The 17,003-nt window shown below is 34.6% G+C and carries 14 protein-coding genes; 3 read left to right on the forward strand and 11 right to left on the reverse strand.

Features of this window, described 5'->3' with window-relative positions:
• Positions 1-355: 355 nt before the first annotated feature.
• Positions 356-1,093: a geranylgeranylglyceryl/heptaprenylglyceryl phosphate synthase gene (locus tag VB796_RS08015; protein WP_323346003.1), complete on the forward strand. Its 738-nt coding sequence runs from the start codon at positions 356-358 to the stop codon at positions 1,091-1,093.
• 202 nt (positions 1,094-1,295) lie between these two features.
• Here VB796_RS08015 and VB796_RS08020 read toward each other — a convergent pair whose 3' ends face one another.
• The 3 genes from VB796_RS08020 to VB796_RS08030 form a co-directional block, all read right to left on the reverse strand.
• Positions 1,296-2,939, reverse strand: a complete 1,644-nt coding sequence (locus VB796_RS08020) for a tetratricopeptide repeat protein (protein ID WP_323346004.1) — start codon at positions 2,937-2,939, stop codon at positions 1,296-1,298.
• A gap of 282 nt (positions 2,940-3,221) precedes the next feature.
• Positions 3,222-4,520, reverse strand: coding sequence for a serine hydrolase domain-containing protein (locus tag VB796_RS08025; protein ID WP_323346005.1), 1,299 nt, complete (start codon positions 4,518-4,520; stop codon positions 3,222-3,224).
• 115 nt (positions 4,521-4,635) lie between these two features.
• Positions 4,636-5,202 (reverse strand): DUF4082 domain-containing protein, encoded by a 567-nt coding sequence (locus VB796_RS08030; protein ID WP_323346006.1) that lies wholly within the window; start codon positions 5,200-5,202, stop codon positions 4,636-4,638.
• Between the two features lie 460 nt (positions 5,203-5,662).
• Here VB796_RS08030 and VB796_RS08035 point away from each other — a divergent pair, with 460 nt between their 5' ends.
• Entirely contained in the window at positions 5,663-5,947 is a 285-nt protein-coding gene (locus VB796_RS08035) for a hypothetical protein (RefSeq protein WP_323346007.1), read from the forward strand.
• Positions 5,948-6,101: 154 nt separating this feature from the next.
• On the opposite strand, the gene VB796_RS08040 is transcribed toward VB796_RS08035, so the two are convergent.
• The 5 genes from VB796_RS08040 to VB796_RS08060 form a co-directional block, all read right to left on the reverse strand.
• Positions 6,102-8,588 carry an outer membrane beta-barrel protein gene (locus VB796_RS08040; RefSeq protein WP_323346008.1) on the reverse strand — a complete coding sequence of 829 codons (2,487 nt, stop codon included), beginning with the start codon at positions 8,586-8,588 and terminating at the stop codon, positions 6,102-6,104.
• Positions 8,589-8,957: 369 nt separating this feature from the next.
• Complete coding sequence (locus VB796_RS08045) at positions 8,958-9,719, reverse strand: type III pantothenate kinase (protein WP_323346009.1); 762 nt, start codon at positions 9,717-9,719, stop codon at positions 8,958-8,960.
• A 71-nt stretch (positions 9,720-9,790) separates the two neighbouring features.
• Entirely contained in the window at positions 9,791-10,420 is a 630-nt protein-coding gene (locus VB796_RS08050) for an HAD family phosphatase (protein ID WP_323346010.1), read from the reverse strand.
• Between the two features lie 259 nt (positions 10,421-10,679).
• Positions 10,680-12,692, reverse strand: coding sequence for an NAD(+) synthase (gene nadE / locus VB796_RS08055; RefSeq protein WP_323346011.1), 2,013 nt, complete (start codon positions 12,690-12,692; stop codon positions 10,680-10,682).
• 138 nt (positions 12,693-12,830) lie between these two features.
• On the reverse strand, positions 12,831-13,670 hold the full coding sequence (locus VB796_RS08060) for an AraC family transcriptional regulator (protein ID WP_323346012.1): 840 nt from the start codon (positions 13,668-13,670) through the stop codon (positions 12,831-12,833).
• A 191-nt stretch (positions 13,671-13,861) separates the two neighbouring features.
• Between VB796_RS08060 and VB796_RS08065 the strand changes: the two genes are divergently transcribed.
• The gene (locus tag VB796_RS08065) at positions 13,862-14,842 is read left to right on the forward strand and encodes a phytanoyl-CoA dioxygenase family protein (protein ID WP_323346013.1); all 981 of its coding nucleotides are present in this window, start codon (positions 13,862-13,864) and stop codon (positions 14,840-14,842) included.
• Between the two features lie 51 nt (positions 14,843-14,893).
• On the opposite strand, the gene VB796_RS08070 is transcribed toward VB796_RS08065, so the two are convergent.
• The 3 genes from VB796_RS08070 to VB796_RS08080 form a co-directional block, all read right to left on the reverse strand.
• A complete protein-coding gene (locus VB796_RS08070) occupies positions 14,894-15,643 on the reverse strand; it encodes a molybdopterin-dependent oxidoreductase (RefSeq protein ID WP_323346014.1) in 750 nt (249 codons plus the stop codon).
• Positions 15,644-15,742: 99 nt separating this feature from the next.
• Complete coding sequence (locus VB796_RS08075; protein WP_323346015.1) at positions 15,743-16,393, reverse strand: cytochrome b/b6 domain-containing protein; 651 nt, start codon at positions 16,391-16,393, stop codon at positions 15,743-15,745.
• Between the two features lie 150 nt (positions 16,394-16,543).
• Complete coding sequence (locus VB796_RS08080) at positions 16,544-16,702, reverse strand: hypothetical protein (protein ID WP_323346016.1); 159 nt, start codon at positions 16,700-16,702, stop codon at positions 16,544-16,546.
• Positions 16,703-17,003 lie beyond the last annotated feature (301 nt).

A 17,003-nucleotide genomic window follows, 5' to 3' on the forward strand; every position in this document is an offset into this window, starting at 1 on the left:
CTTTACTTTCAGACAAGGCAAAGGAATGATAAATTCCATTACAAAATCTAAAATAAATTTTACTAACACTTAGGATATTTGACTTCAACAAAATCATCTCATTGAAATGATTATTTAAATTTACTCTATTTAAATAATTATCATACATTTTTTTTATTAAATGGTATGATTTAAGGGTGTTTTGATGAAAATTATCTATTTTTGGATAATTTAGGCTTTAAATGAAGCATTTTGGGTGTTTTTTGAAAAGGTAATTTCGTCAAAATAGTAGTAAAACATTTTTTATATTGTAAATTTATATGATACTATATAACTATTTTCGAAGTAAATTTCACTTTACACTTTACTAAGCTACATGATTTATTCTACCATTTTGCAATTCAAAAAAGAGAGGAAGAAAGGATTTGCAGTTTTGATTGACCCTGATAAAGTAAATTGGGATACGCTATCAATGCTTATTCAAAATAGTATTCATGCCAAAGTCTCTTTCTTTTTTATAGGAGGAAGTTTGGTGTCCAATTATATTTTAGAACAATTGATAGATTATATCAAGAAAACCTGCTCTATTCCAGTAGTGCTTTTTCCTGGTAATAATTTACATATTACCTCTAATGCTGACGCTATTCTTTTTCTGTCGTTAATTTCTGGACGTAATCCAGATTTCTTGATAGGACACCATGTGATTGCTGCTCCAATTTTGAAACAGAGTAAAATAGAAATCATTCCGACTTCTTATTTATTAATTGATGGGGACAAAAAAACGTCGGTTTCGTATATTTCTAATACAACGCCTATTCCTGCCGACCAAATAAATATTGCGAAGTGTACCGCAATGGCAGGTGAAATGTTGGGACATCAATTGATTTTTATGGATGCAGGAAGTGGAGCTAACAATCATGTTCCTGTAAAGATGGTTTTTGAAGTAAAAAAAGAACTTAATAATCCCCTCATTATCGGCGGAGGAATTAATAATGCCAATAAAGCAAAATTGATTTTGGAAGCTGGTGCTGATATGATTGTAGTGGGGAATGGAATTGAAAAAAATATTGGACTCATTCAAGAAATTGGCGAAGTTGTGAATTCATTTAATTAAATTAAAAGTTTAAACAGGTTTAATCCACTATTTAATAAGTTTTCTGAATAATTTTCATCCTAAAATGTTTGATTGGAGAACTTCCCGAAAGTTTTAGAACTTTCGGGAAGTTGAAATAACTTATTAAACAGCGTATTTAATGTAATGAATTGTAAATAAGCACTTTACCAGTTTGCCAATCGCCAATGCTTAACCATAATACTCATTGGTTACTCATCTCTCTTAATGCCGATTTGGCACGAATGTCAATAGCGTTTTTATTTTCATTTTTCTTATAAGAAATAGCTTTCTTGAAAAAAAATCTTGCCTGCTCTATATTTCTTAATTCTTGATAGATATAGCCACATTGTAAGGCAGAACTTGCTCCAAATCCCCACGCTTGATTTTCACTTAAATGAATAGACTGATTATAAAAGTCAATTGCTTGTTCTGTTTTTTTGATTTTATGATAAATTCTACCTTTTCTATAAAAATATTCTGCCAATTCTTTAGTATTCAAATTGTGTAAATCTTTTACATGGTCAAGAAGATGAAGTGATTTATCATAAAATCCACCATCAAAGGCAAAACGAGCCTTAATCAATACCTTATGAGGTAATTCTTTATGCTTTGTAAAGTTTTCGTAAAACCTTTGGGCTGTTTTATCGGCATCAACAAGTGTATTGCCAACCTTCGAAATCCTTTTTAGTTGTACAAGAGATTTTTCTTCTTCATTATTGAGCCAATACGCATAAAATGTTTTGAGTGAAATATCCTTTAAAAAAATATCACTTTTGGTACTTTTTGCAAAAGCGTCATAAAATTTGATAGCTTGAGAATAGTCTTCTTTCTGTAATGAAATATCACCTTGCAAATAGTTGAAAATGGGCATTTGTAGGTATATGGAGCCTGTTGGGCGTTTTTGGATAAGTTGTGAGGCTTGAAAATTGTTATTATTTCTTAGAAAAATGGTTGTTGCCAAGAAATAGAAAGAAAGGTATTCTTGATGAGTATTGACAAATTTCAATAATTGTTCACTCTTGATTTCATCAAAATTTAATAAATATGATTGAACATAATAGTGATAAAATTGAGCTTCTGTCCCGAAGATGGAATCTTTAAGAGCCATACCAATTTCAGTTTGTCCTTTTTTTACATTTCCATGTAATCCAATCAGTTTAGTTACCCAAGTGTAGCTTTCAGGAATGGAGCCAATAATGATATGAATTAAGCCGAGTGATTTTTTTTGAGGAAGAAAATTGGGAAATAACTTAGTGTTTTCTTCCAATAATTTATTTGCTTGAAGGAAATTCCATGCTGCTTTTGTTTCATTTCCAAATCGAAATTTAATCGCTACCCAGTGAAGTTTTATTTCAGCTCTGATAAATTTATGATAGGGAGAGTTTTTGTCTAAATTTTCAATTAAATCTAATCTTTCTGACTCATTTTTCAGTAATCTTTCATAGTCATCTTGACTACCATTATTCAAAAGATAAATCATATCGACATAATCATCAAGTAGAATTTTAATACCATTTTCAGGATTTTCCTTGTCTAAATTTGCCTTTGCTGTGGCAAGTTTAAACTGAAGAATCTCTCTATATATATATTGTAAATTTGGCGTAAACTCAAAATCTTTATTGGAAATTTGGGTAGATGCTATCTTATTATTTGGCTTGATATTTTCAGCGAATATTGTTTGTGTTGAAAATATAAACATAATAAGAGCAAGTTTCAATGCTCCATTATAGTACAATTGGTTAGTCAATTGTGGGAATTTATGGTTGTACTTATCCATAATATATAAATCCGAATTATGAAAATGAACTTGTTTGAACTTCCTGATTTGTGGAGCAATTAGATTCATTGTAAATCTGACATTTCAATATTTGTATCAGTAATTAGTTGCAGTTACCATAAAAAATCGGAATTATCTACTATTTGTCGCAAGACAAAATTAGACCACGGATAAAACAGATAAAACAGATTTACACTGATTTATCTTTAAATTTATCCGTGTAAATCCGTTGAATCAGTACAATCTGTGGTCTAATTTTATTCTGCGACAAATTGTAAATAGTTCCATAAAAAATTCCCTCCAAAATCAATCCGAAGGGAATTTTTAGCTTGAAGCTGTTTAAACAACTTCTTAATCATCAATTGACTGATAAATGATTTGTCGGAAAAGATTGTTTAGATTATCACCTTTTGTTTGCTGAGTTTGTTTCATGATAACACCAATGATTTTTTCTTTGGGGTCACCAAAATAATTGGTATTGAAATACCCACCCCATGTAAATGAACCTTCACTGCCAATTCCGCCTTTGTCTTCGCCACTGGCTTTGAGTACACTGTATGCTAAACCAAAAAAGTTATCCCCATTTTCACCGCTAAAAAGTATCCCCGTTTGGTTTGAAAGTATGGCATCTATCGTTGTTCTACTCAAAAATCTCTTGCCACCTAATTCACCTCCGTTGAGATACATTTGTAAGAAAGTTGCATAGTCTTTTGCCGTACTCGAAAGTCCTGCCCCGCCAGAGAAGAATGTTTTAGCTCCTTTTATTGGGTATTCTGGGTCGTAGAAAGTGGTTGGAAATTTCTCCCAATTTCCGTCTTTATCGGGTCTTTGGATTGATACCAAACGACTTGCTTTTGAATCTGGTAAGTAAAAATAGGTATCGTTCATGCTCAATGGGTCTAAGATTCTTTTTCTCAAAAACTCATCGAATGGCATTCCAGAAATGACTTCCACGAAATAGCCTAATACGTCCAATCCTTCGCAGTAAGTGTATTTTTCACCTGGATTATGGTGCAATGGTAATTTGGCTAATTTCTTGACGCTTTCACCAATTTTTATAGATTCTGTTGTAAATAAATCGGTAACGCCTGCCTTTTTGTACATCGCCTTGAAACGCTCGTCTGAATCAATTGCTCCGTAACCTAAACCCGAAGTATGGCTCAATAAATGACGAATGGTGATTTCCTTTTTGGCTGGTTCAGTGGTAAAACTGGTATCTTTAAAGGTAAAAGATTTTAATAAAGTCGGATTTTTAAATTCTGGAATGTATTTAGAAATGGGGTCATCTAATAGGAACTTTCCTTCTTCCCAAAGCATCATAACTGCGGTAGAGGTGATGGCTTTGCTCATGGAGGCAATTCTGAAAATGTCATCACGTTTTAACGCTCTATTGCTCTGATTATCAGCCATTCCGAAGGCTTTATGATAAACAATTTTACCGTTTTTGACAACAATTGCTGCTACGCCTGGTACTTCTTTATTGTTAACCGCATTTTGGAAAACATTGTCCATACGAGCAATCCGCTCGCTTGATAAACCTACACTTTCAGGTGTTGCCTCTATAATAGGAGGGGAGTTTTTGGCTGATTTGGTTTGTGAAAAACCAGCGATAGAAATGAGCAGAAAGAGGACGGTTAGTCTATTTTTCATGTTTTTGGTTTTGAAATAATATTAAAAAAATGAAATTAAACGTTTCGTGATAGAAAACAAAAATGCCAGCCAATTAAAATTGACTGACATTTTCTAAAATACTTGATTGTTAGGTTCAATCAGGTAAAAAAGTAAAATCTACAAAACCCGCAATATAGGTTTTGTCCTCTGTTGCTGGATACTTTGGCAAAGCTCCACTTGTGCTACTTGAATAAGCATAAGATAGCAAAACTACATTTCCTTTTACAATTGGATATGAAAACGTTGCTCCAGTTTTAGGATTAAAAGTATTCCAATTATTAGAAAGGTAAGAAATGAAATACTGTTTGTTGGCTACTAATGCTAAGGGTGTAATGTCTCCCCAAACTTGAATATTGGAGGTAGTTTGTTCAACCGTTTTTTGACCAATAACAGTTTTGGTATCAACATCCCAAATCACAACACGGTATGTTCCTGGAGTTGGCGTGCGAACCCCTAATTTTGTGATTTTTCCAGCTTTTGAGACTTGGAATCGTTGTCCAAACTCATAAAAAGTGCTGTTTGTGAATTTTGTTCCAGTTTTAACGGTACTATCTGCAAAAAAACTTGCTAACGGCGTTTCTGCTGGTGTGACGGCGTCCTCTTTTTTACAAGCACTTGCTAATAAAATGAGGGCGAAAAAGAAAATTGATAAGTTTTTCATGGTAAGTTAATTGTTAAATGATAATTAATTGAGAGTTCAATTACTCGCTTGTCTTAGAAGCTGTTTAGGTTAATTTATTCGAGTTAAAAAAAGTAATTTTTAGGCTACAAATCATTCATAAAATTGAAACGTAACGCTGTTATGCTTAAATTTTATGAATGATTTTCACTCAAAAACTTATCATTTTCACGTTCAAAAAATTAACCTAAACAGCTTCTTAATAATTTGCCTTAAGATTTCTGTGACAAAATTGTGATATACTATTCAAAAACAGAGCGATTATTGAGTTAGTGGTACGACTTCTGAGTAAGCGGTATTTTTTTGCTGTTTTATCGAAGAAATCTAAGTAGAGAAGGTAAATACTAATATTTTAAAGTAAAAAAACGTTTAGGAAAGTAAGGAGAAATTTACCTCGAAAAATATTTCCATTACCTTTGTTAAAAATAAAAAATCCCAATCAATGAAATTGAAATCGTTTTTATGCTGTGTTTTGCTGATAATTGGAAGCCAAATTTTGACAGGTTGTATTTGGGCAAGACGTTGCCCCGAAAAAACGTGTAGAGTGTCTTCAGAACATAAACATGAAAATGGCGTTTTTCGCCCAAGAGCCACATTTTCATGGGTTACAACGAAAAAACATTGGCCTTGGAGTCGCTTGGGCGGAGGGAAGAAATTTAACGGAAAGAAAGATAAAAAATCAGGAAAGACGAAGTTTAAATATTTACTTCCTGGTGAAAAGTTGTAATTGGTTATTGGTTACTGGTTGATTGGTAATTGGTTGACTGGTTAAGATTGAAAATTTAAAAAGCCCAGTTTGGAACTAACAATTCCAAACTGGGCTTTTTAACACCTAACACCTAACACCTAACACCTAACACCTAACACCTAACACCTAACACCTAATTTCCTCCATTTTTAACACGTCCTTTTTCAGTTTCTAATCCTGTTTGGCGTTGGCGAGCTGCTTGAACTTTGTTATTCCCGAAACGATAAGTGAATGTTAAACGAGCCACACGACTTTCCCATTTGTTAGAAATTTGAACGTCAATGTCATTGAAGGCAAAACTTCCACGGAAATTATTTGTCCAAAACACGTCATTCACATTCAATTTTAAGGTTGCTTTATCTTTCAAGAATTTCTTTTGAACTCCGAAAGAAACTGCTCCCATTGGCTTTCCGATTAATTGAGCCTCAACAAATGGCGATTGATACCAACCACTCAATTCAATTGAAAATTTCTTTGGCAAAGTAAACTGATGCGTCATATTTGCTTGGTACGTCGTTGCTCTGGCATCCAAAGGTTGTAAAATTGTTGTTGCTACGCCGTCTGCTCCAATTGTCGTTTTGGGAATATCTCCCACGTAATGATTATTGTACAAATTGAAATAAGTATTGCTAAACCACCATTTTGTAATCGGAATTGGCACTGAGAATGAAATCCCAAAATTATCTACATAACCAATGTTAAATTTTGTAACATTCGTCAATTTAAGAGCGTTGTTTTGTTCTAAAATCTGCGTCATTACGCCATTGGTGCGACTATAATTGATGGTCGTTGTGATGGCATCCATGAAAGTATGCGACATTTCGATGGCATCTGTGTATTGTGGTTGCAATAATTCGTTCCCTTTTTCAAAAGTATATGGGTCGAGGAAGAATAAAAATGGGTTCAAATCTTCATAACTCGGACGGTCAATTCTACGACTATACGATAAACCTAACTGATGTTTTGCGGATAATTTTTCACGTAAATAAATGCTTGGAAAGACATTTGTATATTGGCGGTTGAGTAATTCTTTGCCTTGCAATGTGCCTTGTCCGTTGGTATTTTCAACTCTCAATCCTAACTGCACGCTCAATTTTTTGAATTGTTGCGAATAATTTACGTAACCTGCATTGATATTTTCTTTGTACAAAAATCCACGAGTACGAGTTGGGTCAACTACACGATTATTGTTATCTCCAATTAAAAACTCAAACTGCATATCATTATTTGAATTTACGTAGCTTGACTTCATTCCAATTTCAAATTTTGAGGTTTTATTGATTGGATATACTAAATCGGCTTTGATAGAATAAATGTCAATTTTTGAAGCTGTCAAACCATCTTCGTTACGTGTTTGGCGGAGGATATTATTAATGTCATATTTAGAAGTACGATATTTCATATTATTGTCAGAATCATAGCGAGCATAATCGGCATCCATTGTCCATTCTTTACCCGTTGAATCAATAACGTGCTTGAAATTGATGTTAGTAGAATAATTACCCCAATTATTGTTAATATCTCCTTTGGTGATGGAAGTCGAATCCATAAGTCCTAAAGCGTTTTTGATAATGGCTTGATTATCAAGCAATTCTTTCCAAATTCCATTCATTCCGTTGAATAAAACTCCAATAGTGTTTTTTGAGTCGATAAAATAATCTGCTCCAACTTTGTACGAAAATGAGCTATTTTGACGGTCGGAGTTAGCTATTTGGTCGAAACCCGAAAGTGTTTTGCCATTTTCTACAAACTTGCGTTTAATGTCGTTGATTTGGAAGCTTTTACGATTATTGCCAGAAAAATTACCAAATAAATTTACTTTTCCTTGACGATAATTTAAGTTCAAATTGGCATTTTCTTTTGGTAAAGATTGGTAAAATCCATAGCCTAAACCAACTGTCGCCGAACCATTCAAGCCCATATTCTGGTTCTTTTTCATCTTAATATTTATCACGCCAGCGTTACCTGCGGCATCATATTTGGCAGGTGGGTTGGTCATTAATTCGATTTTATCCACTTGACTCGATTGCATATTTCTGAGCAAATTTGCTAAGTCCGATGCCGACATATACGTTGGCTTTCCGTCCATCATTACCATGACATTTTGCTTGCCCTTCAAGGAAATATTACCATCTTTATCAACCGTTACTCCTGGCGATTTTTCTAAAACTTCCAATGCCGTGCTTCCTGCCGAAACGATAGAGTTTTCAACGTTTACAACCGTTTTATCAATTTGTTGTTCGATGAAAGGTTTTTTTGCAACAACTTGAACCTCAGATAGTTGTTTGGAATCTTCTTGCATGACAAGGTTTGATAATTTTACTGTGTTATTTTCTGAATTTAGCGTAAACTTAGGCGTGTAAAGTTTCTTGTAACCAACCTGCGAAATATTTACGATGTAATCCCCGTAAGTTATTTTTTCAAACTCAAATGAGCCATTTTGGTCTGATAATGCCCCTTTTACCAGTGTTGAGTCCTTCGCTTTTAGCAAAGTAACATTGGCAAATTCCACGATTTTGTTTTTGTCATCAATGATTTGTCCACTGATTTTTCCCTGTGCGTTAGTTTTAAAACTATTTAGGCTTATGAGGGCGATTAGAAAGTAAAATAAAGTTTTCATAAAGAGTTTGTATTAATAAATGAACTGATGATAGATTGAGAGAATATCTTCAATAATGTTGAATCAAAATTATTATTTAACCTACTACCTTGCATAACAAACTACCTGATTGGCTTCCTCAAAGGATGAATGGTTGAGAATTCCCATAAAGTATTTTGTTTAGTTTTGGAAGAGTGGATTTTGTAGATGAGATGCAGTTAGCAATAAAAAGGTTGCAGAAGGGCATAAAAAAACTGTCATTTTTTGAAATGACAGTTTTGAATAAGTAGTGGCGTATAGCATACGCCAACGATATGAAAGGCGTATGCTATACGCCAACGATATGAAAGGCGTATGCTATACGCCACTACTTAATAAATGACTATAATTCTACACCAATCCCGCTATAATTCTCAAACCATTCAAGGTTAATAATTTATCAACTTCGTCAAAATCATCTCGTAGAGGTGTGAGAATAGATGAAAGTCCGCCTGTGGCTAAAACTAAACAATCTTGCCCTACTTCGTTTTTGATTTGTTTTATCATTTCACGAACCATGCCTACATAACCCCACAAAACACCCGCTTGGATAGCATGAACGGTATTTTTGCCAATGGCAGAATCAGGCATGACCAACGGTACTTCGGGTAATTGAGCCGTATTTGAAAATAAAGATTTTACGGCAGTTTTTAAACCTGGAGCAATGGAAACGCCTATGATTTTTCCTTCTCCCGAAATTACGGTAAAGGTCAAAGCCGTTCCAAAATCCACAATCATACAAGTGCGTTTGTGCGTATAAAAGGCATAAGTGGCATTGCAGACCAAATCCGTCCCGATTTCGTAAGGACTCAAAATCTCCATCTTGAGTTTGTCGTACATTTCTACGCCAACCATAATTGGGTCAAGTGCAAACATTTCTTGCACCATTTCCTTTAAAACAATTTTTTGGTCAGGAACAACGCAACTGATGATGGCTTTGTCAATATCGCTGATTTTGAGGTTGTTCTCTAAAAATCTCATTCTCAATTGAGCTTCATAATCGCTTGCTCTATTAGAATAAGCTGACGAAATACGAAATTGATGAATCCAAGATTGAGAATCATGAATCCCAAAAACGATGTCAGTATTGCCGATGTCAATGGCTAAAAGCATTTCTATAAGGTTTTAGGAGATAGGGTTTAGGTTTTAGTAATATGTGTCTTTTGTTTTCTGACACCTAAAAACTAAAACCTAACACCTGAATTCGTTAACTCTTCCGCCAATTGTTCAGGCGTTTGAAAATGGATTGCTTTTAGTCCAACGGCTTCTGAGCCAACCACATTTTTATAATTATCATCAATGAAAATCGCTTTACTTCTGTCAATGTCGTAGCGACTCAAAATGGCTTCGTAAATTTCGGGTTGAGGTTTCAATAAAAACTCTTCTCCTGATACCAAAATACCTTCAAACCAATGCAAAAATTGAAAACGTTCTATTGACTTTGCTATTGGAAATGTCTCTGCTGACCAATTGGTAAGAGCATATACTCTATAATCAGGCGAATCAATCAGGCTTTTTAGAATTTTAACAGTGCCATGATTCGCATCTCCCAGCATTTCTACCCAACGCCCATAATACGCTCGAATTTCTTTTTCCCATGCTGGAAATACAGCAACTTTATCTTCGGTAGCTTGTGCTAAAGACGTTCCTGCATCTTGTTGTTCGTTCCAGTGCATAGTACAAATATGCTCAAAAAAGTATTGACGTTGTTCTTCATCGGGAATTAAATCGTTGAAAACATAAAGTGGATTCCAGTCAATTAATACGCCGCCTAAGTCAAAAATTATAGTATTGATTTGGATTTGGTTAGTCATTTATTTGAAAGTTTATTTAGTAATGGAACAGAATGAAACACTATTTTGAAATCCCGCAAATCATTGATAATCAAGCTTATAATAATCTAAATACACTGTTTGATAAGTTATTTTCAACTTCCCGAAAGTTCTAAAACTTTCGGGAAGTTCTCCAATCGAACATTTTAGGATGAAAATTATTCAGAAAACTTATTAAACAGTGTACTAAATTCGTTATTATAATTATTGGTATGGATTCGTAATTATAATTGGGAGGGTACTAAAAACCAATTTTCCCTTTCCTTTTTCCCTTTCCAGAACTCTCTGCATATTCTTTCATTTCGGTTAATTCCTTCTCGAATCCACCCGAAAGAATTGGGAATCTTAACCAACTTCTTGGGTCGAGATTGCGGTCATCAACGTGGAAACTTGGAGCATAACGTTCTCTTTTCCATTGATTTCTGGCAAATAATTTGAAGAATCTTTCGATTGATAAAACGAGTTTTTCACGCTGATAAATCCCTTCAAATTCCATTTCCATTAATTCTAAACAATCTTTTGGTGATTTTTTATCACGAATTGCGGCAGTTTCAATGGCGTTTAGTAAATCGTATGGCATTAAATCTTCTTCGTCAATTTGCTTGGCTTCCAACGGACGGAGTTCGGCGGTTGGTTGTAAATTATTCATGGCGTTTAACCCTGCAATTTTCACCTCTTTACCCACGCCAACGTTTTCTAACCAACGTAACCAATGACGTAACCAATGTTTATCAATACCCGCAATTGGTGAAATTGAACCTGAAGTATCGCCGTCCATTGTGGCATAACCAACCGATGATTCTGAGCGATTTGACGTTGAAAGTAAAAGCGAATTACTCAAATTTGCCAATAACCAAGCACTTGGGCTACGCACCCTCGCTTGAATATTTTGGAGGGCAATGTCATCAGTTTCCCAAGATAAATCTCTACCAATTGCTCCTTGAATGAGTCCTTTGTAGGTTTCTACCAAACCGTTGATGTCAATATCGTAAAAAGTCGTGTTCAAGTCTTTTGCCAAAGAAGTAGCCGAATGACGAGTTGCCGTTGAACTATTTTGCGTTCCTTGATAAACATTGATAATCAAAGCCGCTGATAATTCTTTGACATTTTGGCAATCTTGAATTTTCTTGATGTATGGAAATTTCTTTTTGAAACCGTCTAATCCTAATTCAGCAACGCACATATCGATTGCCAAATAACACAAAGCCGTAATTGCCGAAGAATCTGCTCCCCCCGAAAGCGAAATTACCCAACCATTTGAGCGTGATTTGCGGAGGTAATCAAGCAAAGCCAAAGCAATGGCACGAGCAAATTCTTCCTCTTTTTGATGTCCGTTGGCTTCCCAATGTTCTAAAGCATAGATATTTTTAACGAGAGCAATTTCTGGAAAATCGAATAAAACTTGTACTGGATTTGAAGCCTTAAAAGTCAAACGATTTTGCAATTGTTCCAATCTGATTTTGTCAATGTCAATAACTGCCGTAGTCAAATAATGGTCTTTGTATGAAAATCTCGTTCCCGAAACTAACATTTCGCCTGCTTGTGCAATCATCGCATCACCGTCAAAAATGGCTCTACCTGATTCATTTCCCAGTAAATTGGCGTAAATATAAGCTACGCCAAAAGCACGAGAACCGTCTTGAACAAGTCGTTCACGAGTTTGAGTTTTGAAGAAAGAGAAATGTGAAGCCGTCGGATTCATGATGACATCACAACCCAAAGCGTATAAATCTCTGCCTGGTCGATTGGCAATCCAGGCATCTTCACAGATTTCAAAGCCAACTTTTACGCCTCCAACATCAAATATTAAATCTCCGACGGGATACGTAAATTCGCCAATTCTCATTTCTGTACGTTCACCCACAGTCCAAGCTTGAAACCAACGAGTTTCGTAGTGAATGCCATTATTTGCCAAATTTTTCTTCAAAGCAAAACCTCTGATTTGCTTATTGACAATCAGACAAGCAGCATTATAAACGTGGTTCGAAACTCGAATTGGTAAACCCACACAAACGGCAATACTTGAAGTATGGGTTACAATATCATCCAATATTTCGAGGGCGGTATCACAAGTTGATTGGGCAAAATACATATCTTCGCAACCATAACCCGTAATACATAATTCGGGCAAACACAAAAGGCTAATGTCTTGATTTTTAGCTTCTTCTATGCAGTCGATGATGTTCTTTTTATTGGTATTCCAAGCCAACGGCGTTTGATTAACTACTCCTGCGGCAACTTTTATTAGGTTCATTTATTATTGAGTAATTTGTGAATGAGTGATTTTGGACTCATTTTACTTTAATTTCTTTTCGTTTTCTTCCTTAAATAAGGTAACAAAATATGGATTAAATATGTGCAAAATACGCTATTTTTTATCAAACCACGAAAACTATCTGAATCGCTTTTTGAAGCCCAAAGGGTTTTCGCCCGTGAGTTTTTTGAAGGTTCTGTTAAAATAAGAAATGCTTTCAAAACCGCAATCGAAGCAGGTTTCGGTAATGTTTTTATCGAGTAATAATAAGTTTTTTGCTTGATTTATCCGATAATGATTCAAAAATTCTACAAAGGTAAGTTTGGTCATTTTCTTGAAATATCGGCAAAAAGCGGCTTCGCTCAAATTACTTAATTCGGCTACTTCTTGTAAATCTATTTTTCGTTGATAATGTTCGTCAATAAACTGATATAAACGCTTTATTCGCTCTTGGTCTTTTTTATTGTACTGATTCTCAACGGGTTTGTCGTGGAGTAATTCATAATCTTGCGTATTTGCCAAGTGCTGAAAAATACTCATAATTTCTAAAAACTGCTCAAAATTTGATTTCTGACCAACATTTTTCAATTTTTCTCCAATGAATTGCTTTATTTCCGTGCCAAAAGCAATGCCGTATTGTGATAATTGAAACAAACGAAAAATGGCAGAAAGTTCGGGCGTATTCGCAAATGCTTCTTTCAAAAAATCGTGTCGGACTTGTAAAACTACTTTTTTGTAGTCGGTTTTAACCATATAATCGAAATTGAGATGAGGAATATTTGAACCGATGAAAACCAAATCACTGTACTCAAAACGAGAAATATGCTCGCCCACATGACGAGTGCCATCTGTCCCTTCGATATAAACTAACTCAAATTCGGGGTGAAAGTGCCAATAAAAAACCTGACTCAAACGAGGTTCAAAAATTCTAAAAGAACTTTCAGAGTCGATAGTAAATTCTTCTAAAACTGTCTTCATGGTATATTTTATCTTGAAAATCAATATCCTTGTTCAAAATTGTACTTTCTTTGTTAAATATAAATATTTGTTAGTTATTAAAGTCAAAATTGTTCAAAAAATGGCAATTTTTGGATAAATATATTGCATTTTCAAGCTCTAAATTTGTATCATAATTTTGATAATAAATATTGATTTTAAAGCAAACAGCTATGCAAACTCAAACGATGATGCCAACTATGATGGCAAATAAAAATCATACTGATAAACCTGGAAATCCTTCAACGGCTACAAGTAGCCAAGTTAAGCTACGTACAAGTATTACTGAAGGAGAAAAACTCAAAGTATTAAGTGAGGAAGATTGGGCTTTTTGGATTCATAATGGTTATGTAATTATTAAAAATGCCGTGCCAAGAGAGCAGGCTTTGGCAACGGCTCAATTTCTGTGGGAATTTGAAGAAAAAGACCCTAACAATCCAGAAACTTGGTACACGGCTCCACGTGCTGAAATGCAGATGAAAGAATTGGCGGGAACGGGTATGGTGGAAGTTTATAATAATCAACACCTTTGGAATAACCGTCAAATGCAACGTGTACACGAAGCTTTTGCGGATATTTGGGGAACGGAAAAATTATGGGTAACCATCGACCGTGCGAACTTAAATTTCCCTTTGCGTGAGGGTTTTCAATATAAAGCATTTATTCACTGGGATTATGACCCAGAAACGAAACCGCAAAATGTGCAAGGTGTCTTGGCTTTAGCTGACCAAACTGATGAAAATATGGGTGGTTTTCAGTGTATTCCAGAATTATTTAGAACTTATGACACTTGGAAATTGACGCAACCAGAGGACAGAAATCGTTTCCAACCTGACACCACAGGTTTTGAAAAAGATTTTCATAAAGTGAAAATGGAAGCTGGCGATTTATTGATTTTTAACAGCTCACAACCGCATGGAATTCGTGCTAATAACTCAAAAGATAAAGTTAGAATGGCCCAATATATTTCCATGATGCCCGCCGAAGAAGATAACGATGATTTGAAAGATTGGCGTGTGAATTCTTGGGAAAATCGTATTGCTCCCGAAGGTTATGCTTTTCCAGGTGACCCACGAAATTGGGAGCAAACTAAATACGAAGCTGCCGAATTAAATGAGTTGGGTAAAAAACTTTTAGGTTTAGAAAAATGGTAAGTAACACGAAAATCCTTCCCGTGAATAAATGACACAGGAAAGATTCCTGTATTACAAGCCTGCAAAATAATCGTAGCCTAATGAAGCCCAATAGTCTTTCGGTCGTTCATCTGAAAACTTGATTACGCCAATTCGTTTTAAACTTTTGTAGCCGTATTTTACAGGAATTATTAATCTTAATGGAGAGCCATGTTTTTTCAATAATGGCTTTCCATTCATTTCATACGCCAAAATCGTTTGTGGATGCACTACACTTGGTGTATCAATGCCTACAAAATATAAACCATCGGGTGTTTCCATGCCAACGTATTTAAACAAATTCTCTGCATCTTTCTGCCCAATTTTATAATGATTCATCATATCAATGAATCGTACGCCTGCCCAATGTTGTATTTGTGACCAGCCTTCAATACACTTAAATTCAAAAATAATATCTTGTTTGGGTAAAGCCTTGAGGTCATTTATCGTTACTTCAAATTTATTCTCGCCTGACTCTACCTTGATTTTATAATCTTCTTCAAGTGGAGATTGCAAACCAACTGCACCATTAAATCTGACTTTGCGTTCTGCTTGAGATTTTTGAAAAATAGGGGCTAAATGACTGTTTGATAATAATTTGGAAGTTAATTTCTCATTAAATTCTAAGGTTTTTCTTAAAGGTGCAGATAAATAATCTAATTTATCACTTGACTTTATCCACTTCCAAAAACTAAAAGGGATAAGACTTGCTACACCAAAACCAATAAAAGCCTTGATAGTTTTTCTTCTAATTTGTTGTTCGGAAGTAAGTTCTTCTTTCATATTTTCGTAGGACAGGACTCTTTCCTGTCACTTTTTTTTAGTTTCGTAGGATAGGAGTGCTTCCTGTCAAGAGAGTAATTGACAGGAAGGATTCCTGTCTTACTTTTTGGTTTCAAAACCTGTAATCATGCTTTGGAAATTCTTCCAACCTGCTTTGATAACTTGAATGATATGGACTAAAAAGAATAAACAGAATCCGATTGTTAACACAAAATGCTCTATTCTTGCGGCTTTATAGCCCCCAAAAATTGTGGTTAGCCATGAAATTTGTATAGGTCTGAAAATTGCCCAACCCGTTAAGATTGAGCCAAAACCCATGATGATGACCAAAGTATAGACAATTTTTTGGGCGGCATTATATTTATCTTGTGGAGGCGTTAATTTACTCAGTCCAAAATCAAATAAAACCACTTGCCAAGCCTCTTTAAATGAGTTTTTAGTCGGTAAAATCAAACGCCATTCTCCCGAAATCATGGTATAAAGTACGTATAAAATACCGTTTATTGTAAACAGCCACATCGTTGCAAAATGCCAAGCCATTCCTTTCGCTAATTGCCCCGATAAACCTAAAAAATCATAAAATCCTTTTGGGAAAAACTTAAAAATGAGTGTTTCGCCGATTTCAATTTTATAAATACCGTTTGCCCAATAAATCAATAATCCTGACCAAATCATCACGAAAAGCAAGGGAAAATTAATCCAATGAAACCAACGGATTGCTAAAGAATGTTTATGAATGATTTTTTGCATGATGAGCTTTTTGTTTCTGATACAAATTGATAAACTAATTGTTTCCAATTTGTCGGGATACTTTCAAATTTACGATAATTACCGATAAAAAGTTTGAGAAACAAAAAAGCCCCATCGTAATGATGAGGCTCGTTTACATGATATAGATTGCTATCTTGTGGCAATGTTGATGTTGTTGGGTGTTAAGAACTCGAAAAAGCGTTCTAACCAACCTTTAGAAGATTCCTGATTTTCAGCAATCTGCATTTCGTCTATGCGGTTTTGTGAACTTTTCACAATTAATTCCGCCAATAAAAAATCGTACTTCATAAGCTTAATATTTCAGTACTGAGTATTTAGCAATTATTGGTAATGAGCAAAACTTTATAATAGTTTCAAATTTATAAAAATGGAATCCAAATACTCAAATACGATGGACTCATTACCAATTTTTTAATCTTGACGCAATTTACGAAAGAAACTTTTAATCTTGTATGAAAATATAATTATTCCAATGTAAGTTCTTTTTATTGTGCAATTTTGTTTGATTATTCCGTGAAAGTTAAACTTTTGAAGTATTCTTAAATAAATAATTCATCTTCAAAATCCAACTGCTGACGGGGTTATAGCA

This window comes from Arcicella sp. LKC2W (genome assembly GCF_034931005.1).
GTDB lineage: Bacteria > Bacteroidota > Bacteroidia > Cytophagales > Spirosomataceae > Arcicella.

Excerpts from the sequence above, each read along its gene's own strand:
- VB796_RS08080 (WP_323346016.1), bottom strand. The coding sequence starts at position 16,702 with ATGAAGTACGATTTTTTATTGGCGGAATTAATTGTGAAAAGTTCACAA.
- VB796_RS08045 (WP_323346009.1), bottom strand. The coding sequence starts at position 9,719 with ATGCTTTTAGCCATTGACATCGGCAATACTGACATCGTTTTTGGGATT.
- VB796_RS08020 (WP_323346004.1), bottom strand. The coding sequence starts at position 2,939 with ATGAATCTAATTGCTCCACAAATCAGGAAGTTCAAACAAGTTCATTTT.
- VB796_RS08015 (WP_323346003.1), top strand. The coding sequence starts at position 356 with ATGATTTATTCTACCATTTTGCAATTCAAAAAAGAGAGGAAGAAAGGA.
- VB796_RS08030 (WP_323346006.1), bottom strand. The coding sequence starts at position 5,202 with ATGAAAAACTTATCAATTTTCTTTTTCGCCCTCATTTTATTAGCAAGT.
- VB796_RS08075 (WP_323346015.1), bottom strand. The coding sequence starts at position 16,393 with ATGCAAAAAATCATTCATAAACATTCTTTAGCAATCCGTTGGTTTCAT.
- VB796_RS08065 (WP_323346013.1), top strand. The coding sequence starts at position 13,862 with ATGCAAACTCAAACGATGATGCCAACTATGATGGCAAATAAAAATCAT.
- VB796_RS08070 (WP_323346014.1), bottom strand. The coding sequence starts at position 15,643 with ATGAAAGAAGAACTTACTTCCGAACAACAAATTAGAAGAAAAACTATC.
- VB796_RS08040 (WP_323346008.1), bottom strand. The coding sequence starts at position 8,588 with ATGAAAACTTTATTTTACTTTCTAATCGCCCTCATAAGCCTAAATAGT.
- VB796_RS08025 (WP_323346005.1), bottom strand. The coding sequence starts at position 4,520 with ATGAAAAATAGACTAACCGTCCTCTTTCTGCTCATTTCTATCGCTGGT.
- VB796_RS08050 (WP_323346010.1), bottom strand. The coding sequence starts at position 10,420 with ATGACTAACCAAATCCAAATCAATACTATAATTTTTGACTTAGGCGGC.
- VB796_RS08060 (WP_323346012.1), bottom strand. The coding sequence starts at position 13,670 with ATGAAGACAGTTTTAGAAGAATTTACTATCGACTCTGAAAGTTCTTTT.
- VB796_RS08035 (WP_323346007.1), top strand. The coding sequence starts at position 5,663 with ATGAAATTGAAATCGTTTTTATGCTGTGTTTTGCTGATAATTGGAAGC.
- nadE (WP_323346011.1), bottom strand. The coding sequence starts at position 12,692 with ATGAACCTAATAAAAGTTGCCGCAGGAGTAGTTAATCAAACGCCGTTG.